Source organism: Bradyrhizobium sp. HKCCYLS3013, assembly GCF_051167615.1.
Taxonomy (GTDB): domain Bacteria; phylum Pseudomonadota; class Alphaproteobacteria; order Rhizobiales; family Xanthobacteraceae; genus Bradyrhizobium.
In genome coordinates, this window is the sequence record NZ_JBNPTK010000003.1 from 346,529 (window position 1) to 365,451 (window position 18,923).

7 protein-coding genes are annotated in these 18,923 nt (G+C 65.3%); 3 read left to right on the top strand and 4 right to left on the bottom strand.

Going from position 1 to position 18,923, the window contains the following annotated elements; translation table 11 throughout:
* Nucleotides 1-71: 71 nt before the first annotated feature.
* The 4 genes from ACQR1F_RS08365 to ACQR1F_RS08380 all read right to left on the bottom strand — a co-directional run bounded on the left by ACQR1F_RS08365 (nt 72) and on the right by ACQR1F_RS08380 (nt 13,386).
* The gene (locus tag ACQR1F_RS08365; protein WP_434912802.1) at nt 72-3,338 is read right to left on the bottom strand and encodes a hypothetical protein; all 3,267 of its coding nucleotides are present in this window, start codon (nt 3,336-3,338) and stop codon (nt 72-74) included.
* Nucleotides 3,338-10,738, bottom strand: a complete 7,401-nt coding sequence (locus ACQR1F_RS08370) for a hypothetical protein (RefSeq protein WP_434912803.1) — start codon at nt 10,736-10,738, stop codon at nt 3,338-3,340. The genes ACQR1F_RS08365 and ACQR1F_RS08370 overlap by 1 nt, the downstream gene beginning before the upstream one ends.
* A 491-nt stretch (nt 10,739-11,229) precedes the next feature.
* Nucleotides 11,230-12,588, bottom strand: a complete 1,359-nt coding sequence (locus ACQR1F_RS08375; protein WP_434893539.1) for a cytochrome c3 family protein — start codon at nt 12,586-12,588, stop codon at nt 11,230-11,232.
* A 12-nt stretch (nt 12,589-12,600) separates the two neighbouring features.
* On the bottom strand, nt 12,601-13,386 hold the full coding sequence (locus ACQR1F_RS08380) for a pyridine nucleotide-disulfide oxidoreductase (protein WP_434912804.1): 786 nt from the start codon (nt 13,384-13,386) through the stop codon (nt 12,601-12,603).
* A 450-nt stretch (nt 13,387-13,836) separates the two neighbouring features.
* Here ACQR1F_RS08380 and ACQR1F_RS08385 point away from each other — a divergent pair, with 450 nt between their 5' ends.
* From ACQR1F_RS08385 to ACQR1F_RS08395, 3 genes are all read left to right on the top strand, one after another.
* Complete coding sequence (locus ACQR1F_RS08385; protein ID WP_434912805.1) at nt 13,837-15,138, top strand: NAD(P)-binding domain-containing protein; 1,302 nt, start codon at nt 13,837-13,839, stop codon at nt 15,136-15,138.
* Nucleotides 15,125-16,627 (top strand): ankyrin repeat domain-containing protein, encoded by a 1,503-nt coding sequence (locus tag ACQR1F_RS08390; RefSeq protein ID WP_434912806.1) that lies wholly within the window; start codon nt 15,125-15,127, stop codon nt 16,625-16,627. The genes ACQR1F_RS08385 and ACQR1F_RS08390 overlap by 14 nt, the downstream gene beginning before the upstream one ends.
* A gap of 306 nt (nt 16,628-16,933) precedes the next feature.
* Nucleotides 16,934-18,922, top strand: coding sequence for a heme lyase CcmF/NrfE family subunit (locus ACQR1F_RS08395; RefSeq protein WP_315804968.1), 1,989 nt, complete (start codon nt 16,934-16,936; stop codon nt 18,920-18,922).
* Nucleotide 18,923 lies beyond the last annotated feature (1 nt).

Sequence of the window (18,923 nt, forward strand, 5' to 3'; positions counted from 1 at the left end):
CGATGATGATGGTTTGTCCCGCGAAGGCCGGATGGCCGTCCGGTCGTTCATGATTGGACGCCTCCGGCCGCCTATCTTGCCCGATTGAACTGGTAGGAGCCCTGGAGGAAGACGCCGTAGCGCTCCGTCGTATATCTCAGGACCTGATTGAACGAATCGACGGCATTGGTGCTGAGATGCCACCAGCGTCCACCGATGCCGATGCGGAAATTGTCGGTCAGCTGGTAGTTCAGCACGGTCTCGGCCTGGAAGCCGCTTCCTTGCCCTGAGGCGGGATCGCGCCCGAACGTGAAATAGTGCGTGTCGATCGCATTCTGCGTGGTCCAGACATAGGCGGCCTCCGCCTGCCAGCTCAGCCGGTCTGACAGCCGCGTGTCGAGGGAGACACCGGCCCGTCCGCTATGCCAGCGATCCTGCTCGGTCACCACCTTCACGCCCGGCCCCAGCGCAGGAGCGCAGATCGTCGGATTGCCGCCCACCTGGGTGCAGCCCCGCGCGTCCACCGTCTCCGTCCAATATTGATAGCCGACGAAGGCGCCGAGCCGGAAGCGTTCGGTCTCCAGCAGGTTGAAACCGACATCGAGATTTGCATATTGCAGCCCCCCGCCCACGCTGCTGACGGTCTTGGACGACGGATTGACGAACGGAGCGAAGTCCTCGTCGACGAGCGTGCCCGAGCTGATCTTGCCCGCCCCTATATAGCCCTTCAGAAACATGTTGGTGAACGGACCGTCGAGCGCATCGATCCTGAAGAACATCTCGCCGCTGTGCCCGGTCATGCCGCCATAGGCGAGCCGGGAGACCTGAAGCGTCGCAGCCTGATCGGCGAAATAGCGGTAGCGATTCTGCCCGGAGCTGAACCAGTAGCGCACACCGGTCTCCAGCATGTAGGACGGCAGGATCGACGCGCGCGATTGCAGCGGCATGTCGCCCGAGCCTGCCCCCTGCCCGCCCTGCAACGCTGCAGGCCTGGCCCAGGCGCAACTGACGATCGAGGCGTTGCACTTCGTGACACCGTCGGCGTTGAAATCGCGCCGCAACGTGACCGTCGCGAACAGGTCCTTGGTCGTCGTCTTGACGTTGGCGAGCGTGCTGTCGACGAACCGATAGCCGATCTCCGTTTCCAGGCTGATCTCCTTCGACCAGAGATAGCTGACCAGCAGCGACGGCAGAACCGTGTACTCCTTCAGGTCGGTCCGGGTCCCGGACCTGTACCCAGCCCGCAGCCGCGGGCTGATGGCGAGATCGGGCGTGATCGGATAGCGCGTGGCAAGATCGAGAACGTAGAACTTGGAGTCCGCCAGGCTCGCGTAGCGCAGCGCACCCATGAACAGATCGCCCGGCTTGATGATGCCGTTCCCGGTCAGCTGGGCCGACAGATAATATTCGAGGCCGCTCGCCGGCGTGCCGTCGACGCCGCCGGACGGCAGCGTGCCGGTGAGATTGGTCACCGTGGCATCGGCAGCAACCTGCCAAGTCTCATTCAATGGCCGCGAGTAGCTCACCATCGCCGACTGGAACGTCGGCGTACGGTCGATCGCGAGCTGCCTGATCTCGCCCGCGGTATTGAACTTCATCATGTCGTAGAGGGTGAGGAAGGGCTGCCCCTGCAGCGCATTCCAGGTCGAGAGAAATGGCACTCTTCGATAGTCGAAAGAGGCGTTGATGACCGACTTGTCCTCGAACGTATACGTTCCCGAGAACACGGCGGCGTTGAGCGCGCGGAAATGCGTGTCGTAGTCGATCAGGCCGAGCAGCGACTTGTTGGCGTCGAAATAGCGGAATTCGGCGCCGATGGCCTGGCGGTCGACGATGTTGCGGTCGTATTGCGTGATCAGGTAGACCGTGGTCTCGAGGCCACCCAGGATCTTGCCGAAGTCGATGCTTGCGCCATAGAGCGTCTTGCCATCCTTGAACGGTGCGTCGAAGCGGCTCCAGTTCGGCGAGCCCGCGAGCACGTTCAAGCGCAGCCCCGGGCTCTTCTGCCAGCTCAGCACCGCGCCGTCGAAGCGGCCGATCACGCCGCCGGTGTTGCGGGATTGCCGTCCGACGCGCAGCGTCACGTCGGCCTCCTTCAGCGTGTAATCGACCTGCGCGGTCGAGACGCCGTATTTGTCGTTCCCGGTATCGAACTGGCGCTCATGGGTGAACGCCAGCCTGAACTTGGTCCTGATGCGATCGTTATCGGCGGTGCCGAGAAAGTCGAAATTGGTCAGCAGCGTGTTCTGATGCACGCGGTGCGCGTCGGGATCCGCATTCGGATTCGGCGCAATCGCCCTGTCCTTGACGGCGCTGGTCGTGTCGTTGGTAATGAAGGTGGTCGAGAGGCTGCCCGACATCGACCAGCGGGTGTCGCCGTTCGGCCCTGCCGCCTTGGTCGGCATGCCTGCCCCCATGTCTCCGCCGTCGGGCGTGACGGAAGGCATGTCGCGCGGCCGCGCCGGCGCGCTGCTGGTTGCGGTGAGAAGCGCGGCGAGTCGCTGCCTCACCCGCTCGGCGCCCTCGCCAGTCGGATAGCGGCGCAGATAGTCTTCATACTCCGCCTGCGCGGCAGCGGTCTGGCCAGCCTTCTGCCGCGCCACGCCGAGCAGCTCCTGCGCCTCGGCGCTCGAGCCGTTCTCGGGGAGTTTCAGCACCTTCCTCAGGAGCTCGATCGCGGCGCTGAAATTGCCTTTCTTGATCGACGCGCGAGCCTCGTCCATCGACGCCTCCGCAAACCGGATGTCCGCGGCGGAGGCCTGCTGCATCGTGCGATTGTCGTTGCGGACCGACGCCGCCGCACCGGGGACCGCAACCGGTTTCGGCGCATCCGGGGCGGCTACGCTCGGCACCAGGGCCTTCACCTTGCACGCCGACACCGGACCCTTTCGGGCCACCACGATCGCCACCTGCTCGAAGCTGCCGGATTGGACGATCTGATAGGTGAACTCGCTGGCAAACTGGACGACGAGGATCGGTCCCCTGTTCTGATCGAGCGTCAGATAGACGTCCTGGAGGCCGGAGCCCTGGGCATTGTCGACACGCACGCCTTCGCGCCTGACCAGGCGCCGCGCCATGATGGTGTCCCGGTCGACCAATTGCAGCGAGACGCTGAGCTGGCTGCCTTGGTCGAGCGGGAAATGCCCGGTGTAGCGGACACGAACGTGAAAATTGACCCGCAGAAGGCTGCAGTTTCCGATCGTCGTGGCATTTGCATTGGCGACGAACTGATCGATGACCGGCTGGGCCGGTGCAACGCCAAAGACCCCGTCGAGCAGGATTGCGAGCAAGCCGGCCAGCAGACCGATCAGCCATCCCGCCGACCTCGCTGCCGCGGCTTGTCTGAAGCAGCCGCGCATCACCAGCCACCTCCATTGACCCGGTGCTGCCGCTGGCGGCGGGTGACGATGGTGGTCTGCGACTTGTCAGCATAGATATGGCATGCGCCTGTGCAGTCCTTGAGCTCGGCGACGGTGTAGTCCATCGGCGCCGGCTTCACGAGCTTGGCGTGCTGCTGCGGGCGGAAATCACTGGCGTGGCAGGCAGCGCAGTCGGGCTTGTAGGCCGCGAACTTGAACAGAACGGCCTGCGAGTTGCCGCTGTGGCAGGCGGTGCAGCCGATGGCCGCGCTATGGTTCGGATAGCTCGCCGACATATGCCGGTAATTGACCGAGCTCCAGCTCACCGTCCGGTGGCAGCTCTCGCAGGGGACGTTGGTCACGAAGTGCTTCGGCGACTTTCCGGTGGCGTTGGAGCCGTTGTGACAGCTGGCACATGGCGCCGTCAGGCTGGTGTGATCCATCCGCGCGCCCGAGAACGACACGGTGTTCTTGTGGCAGCTTTCGCATGGCGCGCTGGTGACCACGTGCTTCTGGGGCTTGCCGCCCGCGGCCATGCCGTTGTGGCAGCTCGCACAGGCCGCCATCGTGCCGGTGTGGCTGAAGCGGGCGCCGCTGAACGTCGCCGTGCTCTTGTGGCAGGTCTCGCACGGCGCATTCGTCGTGACGTGCTTCTGCGGCTTGCCCGTCGCGGCCATGCCGTTGTGGCAGCTCGCGCAGGCCGCCATCGTGCCGGTGTGGCTGAAGCGGGCGCCGCTGAACGTCGCCGTGCTCTTGTGGCAGGTCTCGCACGGCGCATTCGTCGTGACGTGCTTCTGCGGCTTGCCCGTCGCGGCCATGCCGTTGTGGCAGCTCGCGCAGGCCGCCATCGTGCCGGTGTGGCTGAAGCGGGCACCGCTGAACGTCGTCGTGCTCTTGTGGCACGTCTCACACGGCGCAGTGGTCGCGACATGCTTCGGCGGCTTGCCGGTCGCGGCCATGCCGTTGTGACAGCTCGCGCAGGCCGCCGTCGTTCCAGTATGGCTGAACCGGGCGCCGCTGAACGTCGTCGTGCTCTTGTGACAGGTCTCACACGGCGCAGCGGTTGCGACGTGCTTCGGCGGCTTGCCAGGCGCGGTCATTCCGTTATGGCAGGATGCGCATGGCCCTTGCGCCGTCATGTGATTGAATCTGGAACCGGCCTCCGTAGTGCTCGATCCGGCAAGCCCTGCCCTCGGATTGAACGTCGGCAGCAGCGACGGAAGCCGACCGGCATTCTTCGCTTCCGGCGAGTCGCTGCCCGTATCGGTTGGAGGCAAGAGCCTACCGCGGGGATCATTCGGCGAGAGCGGTGATGTCGCGGATGTCATTCGGGGCGGCGTCCCCGACGGCTGCGGCACGGACGCCGCCGCGCCGCCAGCTTTGGCCGAACTGTCGGGATTGGAGGAACCGGACGAACTGGCGGAGGCCCCTGCTTCGGATCCCGCTGTCGGGGCCGTCGACGTCGCAGCCGTGTTCGCCAGCGGCTTGCTGCTGAACAGGAGCGTCGAACTGGATGGCGCCGCAGGCTTGGCGGCAGCGCCGGCCTGAGATGCAGCCGGTGCAGCGTTCGTACCGGGTGCTGCATCGGGATTCGTTGCTGCCGTCATCGTCCGGTTGGCGGTCGAGGCCGGCGTCACCGCCTTGACGGCCGGGGCCTGAGCAGGAACCACCGACCGCGCCGTCGTGGAGCAGCCCGCTGCCGGCTTCTGCGGGTCGTCGTCCCAGGTGGAAAAGTTGGCGGCGGCGCGCACGTGGCAGCAGCCGCAATCCTGCGACTTCGCGCTATGATCCGGCCCCTGCGCACCCCTGCGGCCCTGGCTGCGATACGAGCCGTTGTGACAGCTGTCGCAGCGCGTGGCATGCACGGCAGCATGGCTCATGGTGTAGGTGGCGAAGCTCGCCGCGGTGTTGCTGTGGCAGTTCGAGCACTGCACGCCCGTCACCGGAATATGCGGCGGGGTGGTCAGGCCTTTCGCGCTCGAACCATTGTGGCAGGCTGAGCAATTGGTGTTGGCCGCGGAGTGGGTGAACGCCGCGCCGCCCCAGCTCACATATCCGCCGCTGGCGGCCTTGCTGTGACAACTCACGCAATCGGCTCCGCCGGTCGCGACGTGGTTCGGGAACGACGCGGTGCCGAGCGCACCCTTGGTGCCCTGGCCGGTGAAGCTGCCGTTGTGACAGCTGTCGCAGCGTGCCGTCGCCACCGCCGCGTGGTTCATGGTGTAGGTGGCGAAGCTCGCCGCGGTGTTGCTGTGGCAGTTCGAGCACTGCAGCGTCCCGGTCGGGATGTGCGGCGGCGTGGTCATCCCCTGCGCCGTCCTGCCGTTGTGACAGGTCGCGCAGTTGGTGTCGGTCGCGGCATGCTTGAAGGCCGCGCCGCCCCAGCTGGTGAAGCCGCCCGAGGCCGCCTTGGCGTGGCAACTGACGCAGTCGGCACCGCCGGTGGCGACGTGGTTCGGATACGATGCCGTGCCAAGCGCCCCCTTGGTGCCCTGGCCGGTGTAGTTGCCGTTGTGACAGCTATCGCAGCGTGCCGTCGCCACCGCCGCGTGGTTCATGGTGTAGGTGGCAAAGCTCGCCGCGGTGTTGGTGTGACAGTTGGAGCATTGCAGCGTCCCGGTCGGGATGTGCGGCGGCGTGGTCATGCCCTGCGCCGTCTTGCCGTTGTGACAGGTCGCGCAGTTGGTGTCGGTCGCGGCATGCTTGAAGGCCGCGCCGCCCCAGCTGGTGAAGCCGCCCGAGGCCGCCTTGGCGTGGCAGCTGACGCAGTCGGCGCCGCCGGTGGCGACGTGGTTCGGGTACGACGCCGTACCCATGGCTCCCTTGGTGCCCTGGCCGGTGTAGTTGCCGTTGTGACAGCTATCGCAGCGCGCGGTCGCCACCGCGGCGTGGTTCATGGTGTAGGTCGTGAAGCTCGCGGCGGTGTTGCTGTGGCAGTTGGAGCATTGCAGCGTGCCGGTCGGGATGTGCGGCGGCGTGGTCATGCCCTGCGCGGTCTTGCCGTTGTGGCAGGTCGCGCAGCTGGTGTCAGTCGCGGCATGCTTGAACGCCGCACCGCCCCAGCTGGTGAAGCCGCCGCTCGCCGCCTTGGCATGACAACTGACGCAGTCGGCTCCGCCGGTAGCGACGTGGTTCGGGTACGAAGCGGTGCCAAGCGCCCCCTTGATGCCTTGGCCGGTGTAGGAGCCGTTGTGGCAGCTATCGCAGCGCGCGGTCGCCACCGCGGCGTGGTTCATGGTGTAGGTGGCAAAGCTCGCCGCGGTGTTGCTGTGGCAGTTCGAGCACTGCAGCGTCCCGGTCGGGATATGTGGCGGCGTGGTCATGCCCAACGCCGTCTTGCCGTTGTGGCAGGTGGAGCAATTGGTGTCGGTGGCCTTGTGAGCAAACGCCGCGCCGCCCCAACTGGTGAAGCCGCCCGAGGCCGCCTTGGCATGGCAACTGACGCAGTCCGCCCCGCCGGTGGCGACGTGGTTCGGATATGACGCCGTGCCCAGCGCCCCCTTGGTGCCCTGGCCGGTGTAGTTGCCGTTGTGACAGCTGTCGCAGCGCGCCGTCGCCACCGCGGCGTGGTTCATGGTGTAGGTGGCAAAGCTCGCCGCGGTGTTGCTGTGGCAGTTCGAGCACTGCAGCGTCCCGGTCGGGATGTGTGGCGGCGTGGTCATGCCCAACGCCGTCTTGCCGTTGTGGCAGGTGGAGCAATTGGTGTCGGTGGCCTTGTGAGCAAACGCCGCGCCGCCCCAACTGGTGAAGCCGCCCGAGGCCGCCTTGGCATGGCAACTGACGCAGTCGGCGCCGCCGGTGGCGACATGGTTCGGATACGACGCGGTGCCGAGCGCCCCCTTGGTGCCCTGGCCGGTGTAGTTGCCGTTGTGGCAGCTGTCGCAGCGCGCGGTCGCCACCGCGGCGTGGTTCATGGTGTAGGTCGTGAAGCTCGCGGCGGTGTTGCTGTGGCAGTTCGAGCATTGCAGCGTCCCGGTCGGGATGTGCGGCGGCGTCGTCATGCCCTGCGCCGTCTTGCCGTTGTGGCAGGTGGAGCAATTGGTGTCGGTGGCCTTGTGAGCAAACGCCGCGCCGCCCCAACTGGTGAAGCCGCCCGAGGCCGCCTTGGCATGGCAACTGACGCAGTCCGCCCCGCCGGTGGCGACGTGGTTCGGATACGACGCGGTGCCGAGCGCCCCCTTGGTGCCCTGGCCGGTGTAGTTGCCGTTGTGACAGCTGTCGCAGCGCGCCGTCGCCACCGCCGCGTGGTTCATGGTGTAGGTGGCAAAGCTCGCCGCGGTGTTGCTGTGGCAGTTCGAGCACTGCAGCGTGCCGGTCGGAATGTGCGGCGGCGTGGTCATGCCCTGCGCCGTCTTGCCGTTGTGGCAGGTCGCGCAGTTGGTGTCGGTCGCGGCATGCTTGAACGCGGCGCCGCCCCAGCTGGTGAAGCCGCCCGAGGCCGCCTTGGCATGACAGCTGACGCAGTCGGCGCCGCCGGTGGCAACGTGGTTCGGATACGACGCCGTGCCCAGCGCCCCCTTGGTGCCCTGGCCGGTGTAGCTGCCATTGTGACAGCTGTCGCAGCGCGCGGTCGCCACCGCGGCGTGGTTCATGGTGTAGGTGGCAAAGCTCGCCGCGGTGTTGCTGTGGCAGTTCGAGCACTGCAGCGTGCCGGTCGGAATGTGCGGCGGCGTGGTCATCCCCATCGCCGTCTTGCCGTTGTGGCAGGTCGCGCAGTTGGTGTCGGTGGCGGCATGCTTGAAGGCCGCACCGCCCCAGCTGGTGAAGCCGCCCGAGGCCGCCTTGGCGTGACAGCTGACGCAGTCGGCGCCGCCGGTGGCGACGTGGTTCGGGTACGACGCGGTGCCGAGCGCCCCCTTGGTACCCTGGCCGGTGTAGCTGCCGTTGTGGCAGCTGTCACAGCGCGCCGTCGCCACCGCGGCGTGGTTCATGGTGTAGGTGGCAAAGCTCGCCGCGGTGTTGCTGTGGCAGTTCGAGCATTGCAGCGTCCCGGTCGGGATGTGCGGCGGCGTGGTCATGCCCTGCGCCGTCTTGCCGTTGTGACAGGTCGCGCAGTTGGTGTCGGTCGCGGCATGCTTGAAGGCCGCGCCGCCCCAGCTGGTGAAGCCGCCCGAGGCCGCCTTGGCGTGACAGCTGACGCAGTCGGCGCCGCCGGTGGCGACGTGGTTCGGATACGACGCGGTGCCGAGCGCCCCCTTGGTGCCCTGGCCGGTGAAGTTGCCGTTGTGACAGCTGTCGCAGCGCGCGGTCGCCACCGCGGCGTGGTTCATCGTGTAGGTGGCAAAGCTCGCCGCGGTGTTGCTGTGGCAGTTCGAGCACTGCAGCGTGCCGGTCGGAGTGTGCGGCGGCGTGGTCATGCCCTGCGCCGTCTTGCCGTTGTGGCAGGTCGCGCAGTTGGTGTCGGTCGCGGCATGCTTGAACGCGGCGCCGCCCCAGCTGGTGAAGCCGCCCGAGGCGGCCTTGGCATGACAACTGACGCAGTCCGCCCCGCCAGTGGCGACGTGGTTCGGGTACGACGCGGTGCCCAGCGCTCCCTTGGTGCCCTGCCCGGTGAAGCTGCCGTTGTGACAGCTGTCGCAGCGTGCCGTCGCCACCGCGGTGTGGTTCATGGTGTAGGTCGTGAAGCTCGCGGCGGTGTTGCTGTGGCAGTTGGAGCATTGCAGCGTGCCGGTCGGAATGTGCGGCGGCGTGGTCATGCCCTGCGCCGTCTTGCCGTTGTGGCAGGTCGCGCAGTTGGTGTCGGTGGCCTTGTGAGCAAACGCCGCGCCGCCCCAGCTGGTGAAGCCGCCGCTCGCCGCCTTGGCATGACAACTGACGCAGTCGGCTCCGCCGGTAGCGACGTGGTTCGGGTACGAAGCGGTGCCAAGCGCCCCCTTGATGCCTTGGCCGGTGTAGGAGCCGTTGTGGCAGCTATCGCAGCGCGCCGTCGCCACCGCGGCGTGGTTCATGGTGTAGGTGGCAAAGCTCGCCGCGGTGTTGCTGTGGCAGTTCGAGCATTGCAGCGTCCCGGTCGGGATGTGCGGCGGCGTCGTCATGCCCTGCGCCGTCCTGCCGTTGTGGCAGGTGGAGCAATTGGTGTCGGTGGCCTTGTGAGCAAACGCCGCGCCGCCCCAGCTGGTGAAGCCGCCCGAGGCCGCCTTGGCGTGACAGCTGACGCAGTCGGCGCCGCCGGTGGCGACGTGGTTCGGGTATGACGCGGTGCTCATGGCACCTTTGGTGCCCTGGCCGGTGAAGTTGCCGTTGTGGCAGCTGTCGCAGCGCGCGGTCGCCACCGCGGCGTGGTTCATGGTGTAGGTCGTGAAGCTCGCCGCCGAGTTGGTGTGACAGTTCGAGCATTGCAACGTCCCGGTCGGGATGTGTGGTGGTGTCGTCATCCCCAGCGCCGTCCTGCCGTTGTGACAGGTCGCGCAGCTGGTGTCAGTCGCGGCATGCTTGAACGCCGCACCGCCCCAGCTGGTGAAGCCGCCGCTCGCCGCCTTGGCGTGGCAGCTGACGCAGTCGGCGCCGCCGGTGGCGACGTGGTTCGGGTACGACGCCGTGCCCAGCGCTCCCTTGGTGCCCTGGCCGGTGTAGGAGCCGTTGTGGCAGCTGTCGCAGCGCGCGGTCGCCACGGCGGCGTGGTTCATGGTGTAGGTGGCAAAGCTCGCCGCGGTGTTGGTGTGGCAGTTCGAGCACTGCAGCGTGCCGGTCGGAATGTGCGGCGGCGTGGTCATGCCCTGCGCCGTCTTGCCGTTGTGGCAGGTCGCGCAGTTGGTATCGGTCGCGGCATGCTTGAAGGCCGCGCCGCCGAAGCTGGCCGTGCTGGTGTGACAGGACTCGCACGGCAGATTGGTCTGGAGATGATTGCTGGACTTGCCGCGCGCGGTCGTCCCGTTGTGACAGTTGGCACAACCGGCGACGATGCCGGCGTGGTCCATCTTCATTCTGATGCGAAAACTCGCCGTCGACCTGTGGCACACATCGCATGGCGCTGCGGTCGTGATATGATTCTTCGACTTGCCCCGTGCCATCACACCGTTGTGGCAGGTCGTACATGACGCCTTCGCCTGGGTATGATCGATCGCCCGGACGTCCTTCCATGTCGAAGTCTGATGGCAGCTCTCACAGCGCCGCGTGGTCATCGGGTGATTGACGGACATGCCCGCCGTCTGCGCGCCGTTGTGGCAACTGGCGCACTGCGTCTGCGTGCCCTTGAACCGCCCGCCGACGTGACAGGACGAGCACTCCACGCCGACATGGCTTCCGGTCAGCGGAAACCCGGTCGAGACGTGATCGAATGAGCTCTGCGCGGCAGCGTGCCCTGCCAACACCAGAGTGAGCAGCACACAGGCGAGCAGCCACTGCACCATGCGGTGCGAGGCTCGCGCCAACAGCCCCAGTCTGCTGTAGCAGCTGCTCAACTCCAACTCCGCTCTTCACTCTCGACTCGATCGCCAGCCGGACATCCGACGGCGACCGGCCGACCCCAATCCAGCCGAGACCGTTGAGCGTCCGCCGCTCGGCGGTCGCCCTGACAAACCCAAGACACTCTTGCGGATTCCCCCTACGGCCCGGCGGCACGTCTTCCCCAGCCACCGAATACTCGAAACGCTCCGTGCTCCCTTGATCGAGCGCTGCATCGATTAGGCGATGACGGAGTCACCGGCCAGATCACGCAGCCTTCGCTACGCCTACGACAGAGCTTCCAGAGACGCGCAAAGCTGGCCCAAAACTGGGCCAAGCTGAACTCAAGCTGAATGGAGGTTTAGGTTTCTGACCTCACCCGCGCGCGATGGTCCGGCAAGCCCATCACGCAAGCCATTGATCTGCATTCGAACTGATCAGTATTGCGAGCTCTTATCAGCTCGATACGATGTCAGACGTCTTGCAGCAGCCACCGCGGCCGTTCGAATCAGTTCCTGATCTGAACGTTGCGCCATCCCGTTGCGACATGGCAGCGCTCGCACGTCTGACCGAAGGTACCATTGTGCACGTCCGAGCTGCGATGACAGCTGAAGCAATCCATCGGCAACTTCAGATCCGGCGGCGACTTGGCCTTGTGACAGGCCTCGCAGGTGATCTTCTGGTGAACACCGACCAGCGGGAATCGTGTCTGCCGCGCGTGATCGAAACGCCATAGCCGCCATCCGTTCGGATTGTGGCAACTGGCGCATCGCCCGCCGAGTTTCCCCTGGTGGAAATCCTTGTGGCAGCTCTCGCAGGCCATCGGAGTGTTCTTGTAGGTCGGCGTCCGGTGGCACTCCTCGCAGGGCACCGACTTGTGCAGGCCGATCAAGGGGAAGCGCGTGATTTCATGATCGAAGGAGAGCTTCTTCCGCCAGCCCATATCGCTATGGCACGTCTCGCAACGCTCGCCGAGCTTGCCCTGATGCGGATCCTGCTTGCGGTGACAGGACACGCATGAGGTCGCGAGCTTGTCCCGATAGAGATCACCCGTATGGCAGCCCTCACACTTCACCTTGGCATGGGCATTTCGCAGGGGGAAGCGGGTCTTGTCGTGATTGAAGCGGACCGTCTTCCACTTGTCCTGATCGTGGCAGGTCTCGCACTTGTCGCCGAAGCGGCCGCCATGGACGTCCTGAAGACGGTGACATGAGCCACAGGAGGTCGGCAGATCCTTGTATTGCTGACCGGAATGACACGTCGCACAAGCGACCGACTTGTGGGCGCCCACGAGGGGAAACCGGGTCTTGGTATGGTCGAACTCCTTGGTCGCGCGCCATTTCACCGCCGTGTGGCAGTTCTCGCAGCGTTCACCGAGTCGACCGCGATGCGGATCAATCGCCTTGTGACACTCGAAACAGGTCGAGGGCGCGTTGCGGAACTTCACCTTCGCGACGTGACATCCCGCACAAGGCACGGTCTTGTGCGCGTCGACAAGCCGGTAGTTCGTCATGTCGTGGTTGAAGGTCTCCTTGTCGAGCTGGACGATGTCGGTTCCACGCCCCTTGTGGTCGGTGTGACACTGCCTGCACTCCTGGCTCAGCGCCGCCTGGTCGCGTCCGTGCAGGCGCTCACGCTGCCTGCGATCGACGGCAATCTCCTTGTGGCAATCGAGACAGAGGCCCGACTGTGCTTTCCGCGTATAGGCTTCGTGGCACTTTCCGCATTCGCTCTCGAGCTTGGCATGCTTCTCGACCAACGGGCCCGGCATGACGAGCTTCTCCAGCAACGTCTGCGCCCGCCCCCCGGCCGAGAGCATCGCAACGCCGGCCAGGACGGCGACGACGACCGCAACACGCCACCGCATCACGCAACTCCGTCAATAGTGATGGACGGCCCAGACATGAACGACGCCCGCCAGCAGCATGAGAAAAAACAGCGGCAGATGAAGCACATGCCACAGCGAAAACAATCGTTCGAAGAACGTCAGCTCAGCGGCCTTGCGTACCGCAGCGGCGTAGCGCCGCACCACCTCCTCGATTCGCTTCTCGCGACGCCGCCGCTCGGACCACGACCATCGCGCGCGCTTGGCTTCGGCGCGAATGAGCCGGCGCGCTTCCGCAACCACATTGGCGCGCAGCCGCCGCGTGCGCGCTGCGATGACCGCGCCGGTCCGCAGGCTGCCCAGCGCGGTTCGGGGTACCCTGTTGTCGAGCCCTTTGCTGAAGGCGGCCAACTCCCGCGACACGAACGAGACGGCCTGCATTTCCTGACCGAGCTCCGTCCGCATTGCCTCGGCCTCGGCGAGCAGCTCCTTGACCCGCGCTCTCCCACCATGGAGGCCCATATGGATCTTGCCATAGATGTAACGGCCGATCACGCCGCTGATCGCCACGATCAGCATGGTGAAGAACGCCACATTGCTGTTGAGCGCCCCCAGCTGGAAATTCGCATGGAACAGGATGAGCACGGGACCGATGACGCCGAGCAGCATGTGCGTCCTGAACCAGAACGGCACCGAGCCGATCCCGCGCAGCGACTTGAAGCGCTTGCGCATCGAATAGGCCAGCAGCGACAGCATCGCGACGCTGCCGTAGATCCCGAGCCAGTATCCGGTGCCGGAGCCCGGCGTAATATACTCCTCCTCCTTCTGCAGCCACCCCACGGTAATCGCTCCGAGAACGACGACCGTGATGACAACCGGAATGGTTCCTCGAAGAGGATTGCCCCGCGCGCGAGCGACCGCTGCTCTGCTCATGACCTCGACGTTTCCTGTGAAACCCGAATGCCGGATTGGCGGAAGCCAGACTCGTTCGCGGATCTCCGGATCTCAGTCGAGAGACCACTTAGTGATAACCACTTGCAACATCCCCATCCGTCTTCCGACACCGACGTCATTAGTCCGAAATCAGTGCGAGCCATATTTCCGCCGACGGCATCTGTTCAACGAATGATCCAATCCTTGTCTCCAAGACGTCAGATCATTCTGGAATTTCTATGTCGGCATCTCTTGAGAGGAATTTGCATCTAGCACCGCATCGAACCTCTTCACGCGGAGTTCGCGGCCAGCGGCTCTCTTCTGCTGTTAGTTCATAAGACAAGGGAGCGAGACGACATGGCGCTCGATCTCCTGATCGTCTACGCCGCGCCGATGCTTGGCGTCTGGGCCACCTATATGGCGGTGCGCAAGAGAAGAGAAATAAAGAGCGTCGCGAAGCTCTCGGCCGCCAAGGAAGCCGGTCTGCTTGAGCCGGCATCCTTGCATCCCATCATCGATCCTGCCTTGTGCATCGGCTGCGGGTCATGCGTCAGGGCGTGCCCGGAGGGCGACATTCTCGGCCTGATCGGCGGCAAGGCGTCGCTGGTCGAACCTTCGCATTGTATCGGACACGGCGCCTGCAAGGCGGTATGCCCCGTGAACGCCATCACGCTGGTGTTCGGCACCGAAACGCGCGGCATCGACATTCCAAACGTGGACGAGGCGTTCCAGACCAACGTGCCCGGCATCTTCATCGCCGGAGAGCTCGGCGGGATGGGGCTGGTCCGCAACGCCATCGAACAGGGGCGCCAGGCGATCGACTCCGTCCGCAAGGTCAAGAACATCGGCAAGTCCGACATGCTCGACGTCGTGATTGTCGGCTGCGGTCCGGCCGGACTTTCCGCCAGTCTCGCCTGCCTGCAGCATCGGCTGCGCTTCGTGACGCTGGAGCAGGACTCGCTTGGCGGCACCGTCGCGCACTTTCCCCGCGGCAAGCTGGTGATGACGGCACCTTTCACGCTGCCGCTCGCGGGCAAGTTCAACTTCAGAGAGCTCAGCAAGGAGCAGTTGATCACCTTCTTCATGGGGATCGTGCGCAAGGCCCGCCTCAAGGTGAACGTCGGCGAGCGCGTCGAGGCCGTCACGCGAATGGAAGAAAGCTTCGACGTCAGGACGAACCGCGGCAGCTACAGAACGCATGCCGTGCTCCTGGCGATCGGGCGCCGCGGAACGCCACGCAAGCTGGAAGCTCCTGGCGAAGAGCAGAACAAGGTCGTCTATCGACTGATCGACCCCGAACAGTATCGCGGCCAGCACGTGCTCGTCGTCGGTGGCGGCGACGCCGCACTGGAAGCCGCGTGCTCCATCGCCGACGAGCCCGGAACGACGGTGACCCTGTCGCATCGCAGCGAGTCGTTCGGCCGCGCCAAGCTGAAGAACCGTCAACGGACTGAAACAGCTGCTCGATCGGGGCGGCTCCGGGTCATCTACAACTCCACGGTCAAACGGATCGGCAGCGACGACGTCGACATCGATGCCGGCGGCAACACGAGCACGATCCGAAACGATGCCGTCATCGTCTGCGTCGGCGGCATTCTGCCCACCGCATTCCTGAAGAGCATGGGTATCGAGGTGGAGACGAAATATGGCACGGCTTAAGTCCTCTCACATCATCATCCCCCTGATCTGTCTCGTCGGCTCGACCGTGCCGTCGGTCGCCCCGGCCGGCGACGCGCCGGCCGGCGTGAGCTCCGAAGCATTCGCGAGCCAGGCGGCCGATGCCGCGATCCGCGCCGGACATCCTGAGGACGCACTGAAGCTGCTCGAGCGCGCCGCCAACGCCGGGGATCCGGAGGCGCAGTACCGGCTTGCGTCGCTCTACCGCGCCGGTCTCGGCACCAGAGCAGACGATACGCTGGCGTTCAAATGGATGGAGGCAAGCGCAAGGAAGGGACACGTCAAGGCGCAGTACAATGTCGCAGCGATGTGGCTCGCGGGCCGCGGAACACCGGCCGATCCCGACCGGGCGCGGGAGTGGCTGCGCAAGTCGGCGGCGGCTGGCTATCAGCCCGCCGAGCAGTTGATGGCCGACATGGCCAGCCGAGACGCGCCACCCCGCGCCAGGGAGCCGGCGCGCGAAGCTGCGCGCAGGCCGCCACCGACGCTCGATGCGCAGGCCGCCATGCGAAACGGCCATCCGGCCATCATCGACGCCGCCCTGCGCGGCCAGTTCGATCCGATGCGCCAGCTCATCGCTGCGAAGGCTGACGTCAACGCGGTCAACGAGGACGGCGATACGCCTCTGGCGATCGCCGCGGCCGCCGGGCATCTTCGGCTGGTGGAGCTCCTGCTCGCCTCGGGAGCCAACCCGAACACCGGCAACCGGCGCGGCGACACGCCTTTGATGCTGGCAGCGGACAAGGATCATGGAGACATCATCAAACTGCTGCTGACGAAGGCGGCCGACCCATCTGCAGCGCGTGCAGATGGCACGACCGCACTATTGATGGCGCTCAGCCGCTGCAACGGCGCCGCGATCGCTGCGCTCCTCGACGGCGCCTCCGGCAGTCTGCCCGCGTCGGCGGACGGCCGGACCCCCCTCATGATCGCGGTCGCGTCGTGCCCCAATGGCCCGCTCGATCGGCAACTCGTTCAGAGATCCGACCTCAACGCCGCCGATGGGCAGGGCCGCACCGCACTCTGGCACGCGGCCGGCAATGGCAATACGCACGCGATCGGACAACTGATCCGCGCAGGTGCGGACGTCGACCGCGCTGACACCGACGACAAGACGCCGTTGCTGAATGCCATCGAAGGCCGCAGCGACGCGGCCTCGCTGCTTCTGTTGGAGCATGGGGCCGACCCGAAACACGCGACAAGAGGCGGAAATACCGCGCTCATCCTCGCTGCGCGCGCCGGACTTGCGGATGTCGTCAGTGAGCTTCTCAGGCGCAAGGCCGACCCGAACGTGCGCAACGGCCAGGGCATGAGCGCGCTGATGATGGCAGCCCATGAGGGGAACATCGGCATTGCGCACAGCCTTCTCGCCGCCGGTGCCGAAAAGCAGTTGAGGAACAAGCGCCGCGAACGTGCCACGGACATCGCCGCGGCCAGCGGTCACGGCGATATCGCCAAGCTTCTGGAATAGCGGACGATTTCGTTTCGCCTTTCTGCCTATCATGCGGTCGACGTCGCGTTCGCTGCTCGCTGCTCGCTGGCGCCGCAGACGATTCGCGCGTTATTTATCAATGAACATAACGCTCCATACCAAGACGCCTCGATGATACCGCTCTCCGGCCGTGAGTGCGAATGAGTTGCAGTTACACTACGATGCACGTCGATGGATCATCATCATTCCGTACGAATGATGCCTCATTCGGCGCATTGATTGTCGGCGCATCACAGACACTTGATAGTTAGCTGCAGGAATATCCGCTGCAGTCGGAGATACCAAATGACAGCGGAGGTCGGATCGTTTGCGCTCATTCTCGCGCTCCTCGTGTCGCTGGTGCAGTCGATCGTTCCGTTCGCAGCGCTGCGCCGCCAATCCGAGATGATCGCCGGCTTCGTTCGGCACGCTGCCTTGACTCAGTTTTTGTTCGTCTCGATCGCATTCGCATGCCTGACGTCGCTGTTTGTCCACTCCGACTTTTCAGTCCAGGTCGTCGCAGCCAATTCGCACACGCTCAAGCCGCTGCTCTACAAGGTCTCCGGAGTCTGGGGAAACCATGAGGGATCCATGTTGTTGTGGGTCCTGATCCTCTCATTGTTCGGTGCTGCCGTTGCATTGTTCGGAACGAACCTTCCGGAGCGACTGCAGAGCAACGTCCTCGGCGTGCACGGCATGATCGGCCTCGGCTTTCTGGCGTTCATCGTCTCGACATCGAATCCGTTCGCGCGGCTGGTCGATGCTCCCCTCGAAGGCAACGGACTGAATCCGATCTTGCAGGATCCCGGCCTCGCCTTTCATCCACCGTTTCTGTATCTGGGCTACGTCGGCTTCTCGATGGCGTTCTCGTTCTCGGTCGCCGCGCTGATCGAGGGAAAGGTCGATGCCAGCTGGGCCCGCTGGGTCCGACCGTGGGTGCTCGCGGCCTGGTGCTTTCTCACGATTGGAATCACGCTGGGCAGCGCATGGGCGTACTACACGCTCGGCTGGGGCGGCTGGTGGTTCTGGGACCCCGTCGAGAACGCGTCCTTCATGCCGTGGCTTGCGGGGACTGCGCTGCTGCATTCCGCCCTGGTGGTCGAACGTCGGAGCGCCCTCCAGAGCTGGACGATCCTGCTGGGGATCGTGACCTTCTCATTGAGCCTGATCGGGACCTTCCTGGTGCGATCCGGCGTGCTCACCAGTGTTCATGCCTTCGCACAGGACCCCTCGCGTGGCGCATTCATCCTGGCGCTCATCCTGGTGGCGACCGGCGGGGCGTTGACGCTGTATGCGATCCGAGCCCCAAGCCTGAAGCACGGTGCGCTGTTCGCGGCCGTCAGCCGCGAGAGCGGCCTCGTCCTCAACAATGTGCTGCTCACGGCAGCCGTGGCCACCGTGTTTCTCGGCACGTTCTACCCGCTCCTCGTCGACATGCTCGGAAACGACAAGATCTCGGTCGGTCCGCCCTACTACAACCTGACGTTCGTTCCGATCATGGTTCCGCTGCTGCTTGCCATGGTGATCGGCCCGGTTCTGAAATGGAAGCGCGATCTCCTCGTTGCGGCCCTGCAACGACTCCGCCTGGCCGGAGGACTTGCGGCATTCATTGCCGTCGCGATCCTCATCGCGACGTTCGGACAGCGTTTCCTGGTCGCGTTCTTCTTCGGCATCGCCGTCTGGCTCGTGATCGGCTCGCTGATGGTGCTGGCTCATCGCGTCCGCCTCGGCATGACGACTCCGCTGGCGACCTCGCTCAACCTCGCGCGCACCACCCCGCTCGCGGTCTACGGCCTGGTGCTGGCCCATGCGGGAATGGGCGTCACCGTCGCAGGCATTACCGGGATGACCGCGTGGGCCAGCGAGAAGGTGCAGATGCTGCGGCCGGGCCAGAGCCTGCAGCTCGCGGGCTACGACATCAAGTTGCGCTCGATCGGAAAATTTCCAGGCCCCAACTACGAAGCCGAGCGTGGCACGTTCGACATCACGCGGAACGGCAAACCGTTCACGCAGCTTTCCAGCGAGCGCCGCTTCTATCCCGTCAGACAGCAGCAGACGACCGCCGCCGGCATTCGAACCAACCTGCTCTGGAACGTCTACGTGACGCTCGGCGATCCCGACGACAAAGGCGCGTGGGCGGTGCGTTGCTACTATCACCCTCTGGTGCCGCTGGTCTGGATCGGCGCGCTGATGATGGCGTGCGGCGGCTTCGTCTCGCTGGCCGACCGGAGATTTCGTGTCGGTGCTCCGCGACGGTCGATGCGGGCCGTACCGACTGCCGTTCCTGCTGAATAGG